General features: G+C 67.7%; 7 protein-coding genes. 4 read left to right on the forward strand and 3 right to left on the reverse strand.

The genetic code is table 11. The features are described from left to right. A partial coding sequence (gene gltE, locus ACN469_RS25555; protein WP_498771682.1) for an adventurous gliding motility TPR repeat lipoprotein GltE occupies positions 1-1,106 on the reverse strand: 1,106 nt, incomplete at its 3' end. Then, entirely contained in the window at positions 1,106-4,690 is a 3,585-nt protein-coding gene (locus ACN469_RS25560; protein ID WP_498771684.1) for a tetratricopeptide repeat protein, read from the reverse strand. The genes gltE and ACN469_RS25560, both read right to left, overlap by 1 nt. Before the next feature lie 282 nt (positions 4,691-4,972). Between ACN469_RS25560 and ACN469_RS25565 the strand changes: the two genes are divergently transcribed. From ACN469_RS25565 to cutA, 3 genes are read left to right on the forward strand one after another with little or no spacing between them, the layout of a single operon-like run. Further along, positions 4,973-5,635 carry a hypothetical protein gene (locus ACN469_RS25565; RefSeq protein ID WP_498771686.1) on the forward strand — a complete coding sequence of 221 codons (663 nt, stop codon included), beginning with the start codon at positions 4,973-4,975 and terminating at the stop codon, positions 5,633-5,635. A 58-nt stretch (positions 5,636-5,693) separates the two neighbouring features. Then, positions 5,694-6,656, forward strand: coding sequence for an ATP-binding protein (locus ACN469_RS25570; protein ID WP_498771688.1), 963 nt, complete (start codon positions 5,694-5,696; stop codon positions 6,654-6,656). A 10-nt stretch (positions 6,657-6,666) separates the two neighbouring features. Further along, the gene (gene cutA, locus ACN469_RS25575) at positions 6,667-6,993 is read left to right on the forward strand and encodes a divalent-cation tolerance protein CutA (RefSeq protein ID WP_253995674.1); all 327 of its coding nucleotides are present in this window, start codon (positions 6,667-6,669) and stop codon (positions 6,991-6,993) included. 22 nt (positions 6,994-7,015) lie between these two features. Here the strand turns inward: cutA and ACN469_RS25580 are convergent, their stop codons facing one another. After that, the gene (locus ACN469_RS25580; RefSeq protein WP_498771689.1) at positions 7,016-9,694 is read right to left on the reverse strand and encodes an ATP-dependent Clp protease ATP-binding subunit; all 2,679 of its coding nucleotides are present in this window, start codon (positions 9,692-9,694) and stop codon (positions 7,016-7,018) included. A 189-nt stretch (positions 9,695-9,883) separates the two neighbouring features. Here ACN469_RS25580 and ACN469_RS25585 point away from each other — a divergent pair, with 189 nt between their 5' ends. Next, positions 9,884-10,429, forward strand: a complete 546-nt coding sequence (locus tag ACN469_RS25585) for a hypothetical protein (RefSeq protein ID WP_498765665.1) — start codon at positions 9,884-9,886, stop codon at positions 10,427-10,429. Positions 10,430-10,440 lie beyond the last annotated feature (11 nt).

Consider the following 10,440-nt stretch of genomic DNA (forward strand, 5'->3'; position numbering starts at 1 on the left):
AGGGCCACCTCTCCGCCCGCCGTGGCGATGTACCGCTTGTAGAGCTCCACGGCGCGCTCCGGAGCGTCCTTCACCTTGTGGAGCAGGATGGCGCGGTTGAGGTGCACGGCCGCAAGCTCGGAGTCCAGCTTCTCCGCCTCGTCGTACTCCTGCATCGCCTTGTCGTACTGACCCTGGCCCTTGTAGGCGAGGCCCAGGTTCAGGTGCGCGGTGGCGTTCTTCCCATCGGCCTGGAGGATGCGGCGCAGGTGCTCTTCGGCGCCGGGGTAGTCCTCCGCGTCCAGGGAGAGCTGCGCCAGCGCGACGTGCGACGGGACATAGTCCTCGCGCGCCTCCAGCGCCTTCTTGAAGGACAGCCGGGCATCGTCGTCGTCACCCTCGCGGAGCTGGATGAGGCCCACCGAGTGGTGCAGCTCCGGATCCGAGCCGTCCAGCTTCACGCCGCGCAGCGCCACCAGCTTCGCCATGGAGAGCTGCTTGCGGTCCAGGTAGCTGCGGATCATCACCTTCAGCGCGGTGGTGGACGCGGGGTCCCTCATCAGCGCGCTCCGGGCCAGCTCCATCGCCTTGTCGTGGTCGTTCTGCTGCCGGTAGATCTCCGCCAGCCGCGCACGGGACTGCGCGTCGTCCGGATAGCGCTGGAGGACCTCCTGATAGAGGGCCACCGCGCCGGCCACGTTGCCGCCGTTCTGCTCCATCACGGCCAGGTTCTCCGACGCCTGGCGCAGCGAGGGCTTCTTGGTGAGCGCGGCCTTGTAGCGGGCCTTCGCCTCCGGGATGTTGCCCTGGCGCTCGGCGATGACGCCCAGGTTGTACTCGGCCTCGGCGAGGTTCGCGTCCGACTCCAGCGCGGACTTGAACTTGCGCTCCAGCGCCGGGTAGTCGAACGCCTTGGCCTTCTTCTGCGTGTCGAAGGACTTCACCGCGTCCTCGAAGCGCGCCTTGGCCGTGTTGGAGATGGGTGGAGGCGGAGCGTCCTTCGGCACCGTGGGGGCCTTCGCCACGGGGTCGGGGCTGGTGGCCTTGGACGCGGTGCAGCCAGCGGCGATGAGCGACGCGGCCGCCAGGAGAGGGAACAGGCGCATGGTACGGGTCGTCCGGTTCATTAAAGGAAGTCCTCCGGCTCCTCGTCGGCCCCTGCCGCCTTCGCGGGCTTGGTGCCGTCCGGGGTGGAGGCGGTGGCCTTCGTGTCCACCTGGGTCTCTGTCTGCGAGCGCAGCTGCGCGGTGAGGTCCGTGAGGTCCTCCTGCAGCGCCTGCTTCTGGCCGTTCTGCGCCTCCGCCACGGCCTTGGGCGCGGGCGGCGGCACATCCTGGATACCCGCCAGCACGTCACCACCGATGATCTGCTGGCGGCTCTTCAGCGCGACCTTCTCCTCCGGCATCTCCGGGTAGCGGTCCGGCTGATACGTGGTGCGCAGCATCTTCAGGCTCTCCGCGGCGCAGGCGTTGAACACGTCCAGCTCGCGGCTCTTGGCCACCGTGGCGGCGAACGCCTCCGTGGCCTTGTCCTTGAGCGGCTGGGCCTGGTTGGTGAACTCGTCGCGCAGCGCCTGCTGGGCCTCTTCGTCCAGGCCGCGCGGCATGGGCGCGTTGATGACGCTGTGGGCGAAGTGGTCATACGCCAGGCCAATGCGGTTGAGCGCGCAGAGCGACGGCTCCGGAGCACCCAGCGTCACCGTCTGCACGTACTTCTTCTCCACCACCTGCAGCGCGCGGCTCTTGTCCTGGATGCTGTTGCGGAAGCGGTCCGGCGACGGCGGCGCGCCCCAGTACAGCTTCAGGCGCTTGTACTCCGCCCAGTCCAGCTCCACGCCCAGGAACTGCCCCTGGGCGGCGGTGGCCAGCGCGGGCTTCTCCAGCGTGGTCTGCACGCGGCGGGGAAGCTGGTCGAAGTGCTCGCCCACGCGCTTGTACATGCGCGTCACGTCCCGCGACTTGTTCATCTTCTTGTACAGGTCGATGATCCGCCCCTCGGCGGTGAGGAACTTGCTGGCCGAGCGCATGTTGTCGCGCTCGTACTCTTCCAGCATCTTGATGGCCTTCATCGCCGCGCCGCTCTTGCCGGTCAGGTCGATGATGGACATGCGGATGTCATCCGCGTCCTTCGCCTTCGGCCACAGCTCCAGGTAGCGCTCGCGGTTGCGCAGCGCCGCCTTCGTCTGGCCCAGGCCCTCGCGGTACGTGGACGCGTTGAACAGCGCCACCTGCGCCTTGGCCTCGTCCCACTTCTGGGGCACCGCCGGCTTGTCGTCGCCGCCGCCCTTCTTGTTGGACTTGCTGGACTTGCTCGGGCGCGCCTTGCCGCCGCCCTTCTCCGACACGCTGCGCTCGTAGCCCTTCACGTACAGCTCGTAGGTCGTCGCGGCCTGCTCGAAGTCGCCGATGGCCTCCAGCGCCTCCGCGTTGGCGTAGATGGAGTCCGGCACGTACTTGGAGCGCGGATACTGGGCGAAGAGCCGGGCGCGGACCTCAATCGTCTTATCCAGCATCTTCGCTTTGTAGTAGTCGACGGACGCGTTGTAGAGCGCCAGGTCGGCGATCTCCGTCTGCGGGAAGTCGTGCACGAAGTTGAGGTACGCCTCGGCCGCCTTGGAGAACTCCTTCTTCTCCTCCAACTGGCTGACCAGCTTGAACGACGACTGCTCAATCAGCTTGGCCAGGTCGTCGCGGAACTTGCCGGTGGCCAGCTTGTCGTTGGCGTAGAAGCGCCGCGCCCACTCGTTCACCTTCGCGAAGTCCTGGAGCAGGTTGTACGAGTCCAGGATGAGGTTGGCGCTGATCTCCGCCGCGCGCGTGCCGTCCTCGAACTTGTACTCGGGGTAGCCAAGCGCGATTTCACTGAAGCGCAGCACCGCCTCGTCGAAGTGGTTGTGGCGGTAGTAGATGTTCGCCGCCTTGAAGGCGATCTCCACCCGCTTCTCACCCTTGGGCACGTACTTGAGGTAGCGCTCGCACGCGTCCAGCAGCGCCTTCTTCAGCGTGGGGATGGTGGCCTTCTTGGAGAGGTCCGTGCCCACCGACTCGCTCTTCGCCTCGCCGCGGGACTCAGCGGACTTGACGACCTCGTCGTAGGCCAGCACCGCGTTGTAGGACGCGTTGGGCAGCCACTTGCCCGGCTTGCCCGGCTTCGCCTTGCCCTTGTCGTCCTTGGCCTCCAGCACCTTGGCGTCCTGGAGCACGACGAGCGTGTAGTTGGCGGCGGCCTTCTCGTAGTTCGACAGGTTGTCGTTGAGCAGCTCCGCCCAGAAGAAGCGCAGGTCATACGCCTTGGGGTTCTCCGGGAAGAGCGTGAGGTAGTCACTGTAGACGGCGTCCGCGTAGCGGAACGTCTCCTCATTGCGCGTCTTCCTGCCCTCGTTGTGCCAGGTGACGGCGAGGTTGGACAGCGTGCGCTCGGACAGCTCCTTCGCCTCCGCGAGCAGCTTCTTGTCCTTGTCGTCCTTGATGACGCCGGAGCCTTCGACCTCCTTCATGATCTTCACGAGCCGGCGCACCTGGGCCACGGTGCGCTCCTTGTTGCCCATGCGGAGGATGCAGTCGACGATCTTCCCCTGGAAGCCGGGCGCCTCGGGCGACAGCGGCTTCTCCTTGATGAGGGAGTTGAAGGTGATGGCCGCTTCGCGGTCCTTGCCGTCGCCGTAATACATGTTGGCGAGCTGCTTCAGCATCGTGAAGCGGTCCTCCGGGTTGGAGGCCACCTTGCCGAAGTCCGCGCGCGCCTGCGCCACGTCACCGTCGTGCGCGTACGCACGCACGTAGTCGGTCCGGGCCTCGCGCACCAACGAGTTCTTGCCGCTCTTGCCGCCGTCGCGCTCCACCGCGTTGGCGCCGGCCAGCTCGCCGTACAGCACCACCGTCTTGAACTTGTCCTTCGCCGCCGCGTAGTCACCCATGTTGTAGTGACACCAGCCCTGCTTGTAGAGGGCGAACGCGTACACCTGGCTCTCGGGGAACTCGGCGGCCTTCTTGTAGGCCACCAGCGCCTTCTCCAGCTCCGGGCGCTTCCCCTTGGAGTTGTTGAAGTAGTACTCGCCGAAGGCGAAGTACGCGTCCGGGATGAACTTGGACGTCGGGTGCTTCTCCACGAGGCGCTTGAAGGCCACCAGCGCCTTGCGGTCCTGGCCCTCTTCCATCAGGTACTGACCGAGGAAGAAGAGCACCTCGTCCGTGCGCTCGAACTTGGGGTGCTCCTGGACGATCTTGGTGTACTGCTCGACGGCGAGCTTGCCGTACTCCTTCTGCTTCGCGACGAACTCCGCCTTCTCCGCCTTGGCCTGCTGCTGGGCCGCGGTGTCGTTGCGGTTCATCGCCTTGATGAGGTCGTCGTCCTTGCGGTTGGCCTCGAAGAAATAGAACTTCGACTCCTCCCAGTAGAACTCGCCCAGGCGGAACAGGAGGCTTGGGACCTCCTTCGGATCCGGCGACAGGGAGATGATCTTCTTCAGCGAGACGATCTGCTCGCGTCGCTTGGAGGCCACCTGCAGCTCCACGCCCAGTCGAAACTGGTCGTATTGGAGCGCGGGGGCAACGTCTTCCTTCTTCTTCTCACGGGTGATGTCGCCAGCCAGGGACTTGTCCAACGCAGTGGCGGACTTCTGGCCAAGGTCGGCGTCACGCGGCGCTTTCTTCTCCTGAGCGGCGGAGGCCGAGGCCAGGAGGACGAGGCAGACGAGGAGCGAACGGCGCATGGTCTTCCTAAGCGGGGGGGACCGGCGTTCCCGGTTGCCTGCTCGACAGGCAAGTGGCCGGGAATCTTCGGGAATTTCCATTCAGGGGGAACCACTATGCGCGGTTTCCAAGGGCAGGGTCAACCCAGACTGGCTCGCCGTGCCAGAAGTGGAAAGCAGGCCGGCAAACTTCCAGAACTGCTGTGAAAAGGATGACAAGACGGTTGCCTTGTCGGACCCACCGGGTAAGGGGGAGCGGACGGCCGTCTGCCCGGCCGCCCTGCCTTGAGTGGGTGTTGGATCATGAGTCTGTTGCCGGAAAGCGCCAGCTTCGAGGAGCTGGTGCAGGACTACTTCCTCGCGGTGCGTGGCGCGGGGCTCATGCTCTCCGCGCTGGACACGGAGCTGCTCTCCGCGTGGGCGCGGGAAGGCGTTCCGTTCGAGGTGGTGGCGCGCGGCATCTCCCGCTCGGCGGAGAAGGCGCTGTGGGATGCGCGCCCCGGTGAGCCGGTGCTGCGCAACCTGCGTGCGTGCCGGCGGCAGGTGGACGCGGAGATCAAGAAGTACCGCTCGCTGACGGCGGGCGCGGGTGAGACCCCGGCTCCGGAGGCTCCCTCGCGACGTCGGAAGGCGCTGTCGTGGGAGGAGACCCGACACGCCCGGCTCGTCGACGCGCTGGATGACCTGGCCGGGCGGGACCAGGCCCTGGCGCCCCGCGTGGCGTGGCTGCGCGGCACGGTGCTGGCGAGCATTCCGGGGGAGCCCGCGGCGTTCGATGCGCAGGAAGCCCTGAGTTTCCTGGCGCTCCTGAGAGCCCTGCCCTTCGTGCAGCGACGCGAGGTGTGGCGCGACGCGCTTTCGGTGGGTTCTGAACAGCAGGTGATGTCGGTGCGTGCGCGACGGCTGTCCCGACGCTTCCGCGTGGTGGCGGCGGTGCGACGACGACTGGGCGTGAAGGAAGTCTGAAAGAGCAACATCACTGCTCGCCCGTTCAGTTTGCGAGGAGGCGGGGAAGGGCTCTGCTATGGCGATGCGCGAGACGGGTGTGGGAGCAAAGGCGACGGGGGAAGGGTGCCGCGTCTGTGCCGGACGTACGTACGTCATCGAACGGCAGGGAGACCAGGCCCAGGCGCGCGTCTGCGTGTGCTCGGAGAACTGCTCCATCTGCGGCGGGCGGGGCCACGTGCTGGTGGAGCGCGAGGGTGTCTACAGCAAGAAGGTGGGGCCCAAGCAGTACGAGGTGATGGAGCCGTGTACCTGCACGCGGCGACGGCGGCGGGTGGCCATCTTCAACGACGTGCGGATGCCCGGCGTGATGGCGCACGCGTCCTTCGACAACTACCGCGCCTTCAACGAGGCCCAGGACCGGGGCCGTGGCGTGGCGATGCACTTCGGCCACCAGTACGTGAAGGGCGCCACGTCCAAGGGCTTCATCCTGAGCGGCCCGGTGGGCACCGGGAAGACGCACCTGCTGGCGGCGACGCTGGGCCACCTCGTCATCGAGATGGGCGTGCGCGCGCGCTACGTGGAGATTTCGCTGCTCTACGCCACCATCCGCCGGGGATTCCAGGACGGGAAGAGCGGCGGTGAAATCATCGGGCCGCTGTCCGAGGTGGAGGTGCTGGCCATCGACGAGCTGGGCAAGGGACGCGGCAGCCCGTTCGAGATGGAGACGCTGGATGAGCTCATCGCCCGCCGCTACAACGCGGGCCGCACCACGCTGTTCGCGACGAACTACTCGCTGGAGCCCGAGAAGAAGCAGCGCCCCACGGGCCCCACGGGATACCGGACGACGGAAGACGCGAAGGCCGTGGTGAAGGAGGCGGAGCTGCTGCGCGAGCGCGTGGGTGAGCGCATCTACAGCCGCCTCTGCGAGATGTGCACCTTCGTGGAGCTGCCCAAGGACACGCCGGACCGGCGACGCACGCGGCAGGAGATGGACACGCTGCACCAGCCGCCCTCCGGCCTGCGCGGCGCCGCACGTTGACTCGGGCCTCATGACTGACGCCATCCTGGTCCTCGTCACCGCGCCCTCCGCCGACAAGGCCGCGGAGCTGGCGCGGACGCTCGTCGAGGAACAGCTCGCCGCCTGCGGCAACATCCTCCCCGGCCTGCGCTCCATCTACCGGTGGGAAGGCAAGGTGCAGGACGACGCGGAGGCGCTCATCCTCTTCAAGACGAGAGCCGCGCTCTTCGACGCCCTGCGGGCCCGCATCGTCTCGCTGCACCCCTACCAGGTGCCCGAGGTGCTCCGCGTCGACATCGCCGACGGCCACGCGCCCTACCTCGCGTGGATTCTCGACAACACCCGCGCCACGCCCTGAGCGGCGCGCCACCTCGATGCACTCATGAAGCCGGTGGCTCGGGAGCCTTCTGTGCGGGTTCCTCTCGCGCCCCGGGCTCCGCGTGGAAGGCGAAGCGTCCGTCCTGGAAGTCGACGCGGATGCTCTGGCCCTCGCGCAGCTCGCCTCGCAGCATCATCCGGCTGAGCTCCGTCTCCAGCTCGCGCTGGATGACGCGGCGTAGTGGACGGGCGCCATAGCGCGGCTCGAAGCCCCGCTCGGCGAGCGCGTCGCGTGCCGCGTCCGTCAGCTCCAGGCCCACGTTCTGCCCATGGAGCTTGCGGCGCGTGGCCTCCAGCATCGTGTCGACGATGCGGCGGAGCTGCTCGGGATTGAGCGAGTGGAAGACGATGATTTCGTCGATGCGGTTGATGAACTCCGGCCGGAAGTGCCCTCGCAGCGCGTTCATCACCGCCTCGCTGGCCCGCTCCCGTCCCGTGCGCTCCTCGTCCGCCGAGTTCTGGAAGCCGAGCGCCGCCCTCGCGGCCCCCATCGCCTCCGACCCCAGGTTGGACGTCATGATGATGACCGCGTTCTTGAAGTCCACCGTGCGGCCACGTGAGTCCGTGAGGCGTCCGTCGTCGAGGATTTGGAGCAGCAGGTTGAACACGTCCGGGTGCGCCTTCTCCACCTCGTCGAAGAGCAGCACCGAGTACGGCCTGCGGCGCACCGCCTCCGTGAGCCGCCCCGCCTCCTCGTAGCCCACGTACCCCGGGGGCGCGCCGATGAGCCGGCTCACCGTGTGACGCTCCTGGAACTCGGACATGTCCAGGCGAATCATCGCGGCCTCGTCGTTGAACAGGTACTCGGCCAGCGCGCGGGCCGTCTCCGTCTTGCCCACGCCCGTGGGGCCCAGGAACAGGAACGAGCCGATGGGGCGGTTCGGGTCCTTCAAGCCCGCGCGAGCCCGGCGCACCGCCTCGGAGATGGCACGCAGCGCGTCCTCCTGCCCCACCACGCGCTGCTTCAGCGCATCCTCCATCTCCAACAGTCGCTGGCTCTCTTCCTGTTGCAGCTTGCGCGCGGGGATTCCCGTCCACTCGCTCACCACGGTGGCGATGTCGTCGGGCGTCACGGTGGGCTCGGTGACGCCGCGCTTGAGCTGCCACTGCGTGCGCAGGCCCTCCAGCTCCGTGCGCAGCGTGTCGAGTTCGCCCTTGAGCCGGCTCGCCTCTTCGTAGTGCTCCCCCGCCACCGCCGCGCTCTTGTCCTTCTCCTTCTGCGCGAGCATCGCCTCCAGTTCGCCCAGTCGGTCCGGCGCGGTGCGCGCGCCCAGCCGCACCATGGCGGAGGCCTCGTCGAGCAGGTCGATGGCCTTGTCCGGAAGGAAGCGGTCATTGACGTACTTGTCCGACAGCTCGACGGACGCGGTGAGCGACGTGTCGAGAATCTTCACGCGGTGATGCGCCTCGTACGCATCGCGCAGCCCTCGCAGAATCTCGATGGCCTGCTCCGGCGTGGGCTCGGACACGATGACGGGCTGGAAGCGGCGCTCCAGCGCGGCGTCCTTCTCGATGTTCTTCCGGTACTCCTCCAGCGTCGTGGCGCCCAGGCATTGAAGCTCGCCTCGCGCCAGCGCCGGCTTGAGCAGGTTGGACGCATCCACCGCGCCCTCGGCGCCACCAGCGCCCACCACCGTGTGCACCTCGTCGATGAACAGGATGATCTGCCCCTTGAGGGCGCGAATCTCATCCATCAAGCCCTTGAAGCGCTCCTCGAACTCGCCCCGGAACTTCGTGCCACCCAGGACGCTCCCCAGGTCCAGCGACAGCACGCGCTTGCCCTTGAGCACCTCGGGGATTTCCCCCGCGACGATGCGCTGGGCCAGTCCCTCCGCGATGGCCGTCTTGCCCACGCCCGGCTCGCCGATGAGCACCGGGTTGTTCTTCGTCTTGCGACTCAGGATGCGGATGACGCGGCTGATCTCCTTCTCGCGTCCGATGACGGGGTCCAGCTCTCCCGCACGTGCCAGCACCGACAGGTCCCTCGTGAAGCGCGTGAGGTTCGGCGGAAGTCCTCCACTGCCCTGCCGTCCACCGCCTCCCGCGGCGGGCGCCGAGGGGCCTCCCACCGAGGCGACCAGCCGCTTGCGCAGCTCATTGATGTCGACGCCCGAGAGGAACTGCGCGGCATAGCTCTCCCCTTCCATCAGGATGCCGAGCAGCAGGTGCTCGGGCCCGATGAAGCTGTGCCCCATCTGGAGCGCCTGGAGGCGGGCAATCTGGAGCACCCGCTTGACGCCGGAGGAGAGCGCCACACCCTGCGCCTTGCGTGGCTCGCGTCGAGGCATCACCGCGTCCAGGCGGGCCTCGAACTCGTCCACGGGCGCGCCCGCGTGCTTCAGCGACTCGCGCAGCTCCGGAACGGAGTGCAGCAAGGACAGCAACAGGTGTTCGATGCGCATCCGCTCGTAGCCCGAGTCGAGCGTCATCCGCGCCGCGCGCTCCAACACCTGCTGCGCCATCTCCGACAGCTGCGTCAGGAGGTTCTCCCGCCCTCGTGGACGCGGCCCCATCATCTGCTCGACGAGGCTCTCCAGACCGCCGAACCCGTTCGCGTCCCCCAGCCCCACCCCCATCGCGCTCGCGCAGTGATTGCAGAAGTTGAGGGTCGTCTCCTGCCCGTTCAGCCGCTTCTTGAGCATGACGGCGGCTGGGCGGGTCCGGCAGTTCTGACACAGCATGGTCGACGACCTCCGCGATCCACTCCCGGGCAAGCTAGGAATGGCGCGGGCGGAGGACCACGGAAGGCCGCTTCACGCGGAGCGGGCACCCAGGCGAGGCCTCTTCCTCCCTCCTGGCGCGAAGCGCGCGCGTTGCACGACCCGCGCTCCAGACGAACCCTTTGACGGGAAGCCTCGTGAGTCCGAGCGATGTCCCACGACCACTTCCTCCGCAACCCGAGCCAGCGCCTCTTCTCCCGCTTGCTCTTCCGAGGGAACATGTCGATGCCCATGCCCCGTCCTTCCTGGCCCCCTCCACACCGAGTGCTCGCCACGCTCCTGTCAGCGTCGCTCCTGGGAGCGTGCGCCACCGCGCCTCGTGCGGTGAAGGACGAGGGCACCGAGCGCATCGAGGACATCATCGGCCGCCCGGACCGCGAGGAGCCGATTCCCGAAGGCATCGCCTTCGTGCCGGACACGACTCCGCTACCGGACGACGCGCTCGCACAGCTCGACGAGCCCGCTGAGTCCGACGACGAAGAGGCACCACCCCCCCGGAGAAGCACGGTGGAGTCCTTCACGGAGCAGCCCTGGTCGCCCTACTCCGTGCCCCAGATGCTGGGCCTGTGCACGCGTCCTCCGCACGGCGCCATCCTCTCCGCCCCCGTGCCTCGCTCGTGCGTGCTCTCACCGGGGAGCATCCGGTTCCACATCGGCCCCAGGCCCGGGGGAACCATCCCGGGCCTGCTGCCGTGAATCGGGCCGCT

The sequence above is a fragment of the Corallococcus terminator genome, from assembly GCF_049194865.1.
Lineage (GTDB): Bacteria > Myxococcota > Myxococcia > Myxococcales > Myxococcaceae > Myxococcus > Myxococcus terminator_A.

Bases quoted from the DNA above. Each gene is read 5' to 3' on its own strand.
- ACN469_RS25565 (WP_498771686.1), top strand. From the start codon at position 4,973: ATGAGTCTGTTGCCGGAAAGCGCCAGCTTCGAGGAGCTGGTGCAGGAC.
- ACN469_RS25560 (WP_498771684.1), bottom strand. From the start codon at position 4,690: ATGCGCCGTTCGCTCCTCGTCTGCCTCGTCCTCCTGGCCTCGGCCTCC.
- ACN469_RS25585 (WP_498765665.1), top strand. From the start codon at position 9,884: ATGTCCCACGACCACTTCCTCCGCAACCCGAGCCAGCGCCTCTTCTCC.
- ACN469_RS25580 (WP_498771689.1), bottom strand. From the start codon at position 9,694: ATGCTGTGTCAGAACTGCCGGACCCGCCCAGCCGCCGTCATGCTCAAG.
- ACN469_RS25570 (WP_498771688.1), top strand. From the start codon at position 5,694: ATGGCGATGCGCGAGACGGGTGTGGGAGCAAAGGCGACGGGGGAAGGG.
- cutA (WP_253995674.1), top strand. From the start codon at position 6,667: ATGACTGACGCCATCCTGGTCCTCGTCACCGCGCCCTCCGCCGACAAG.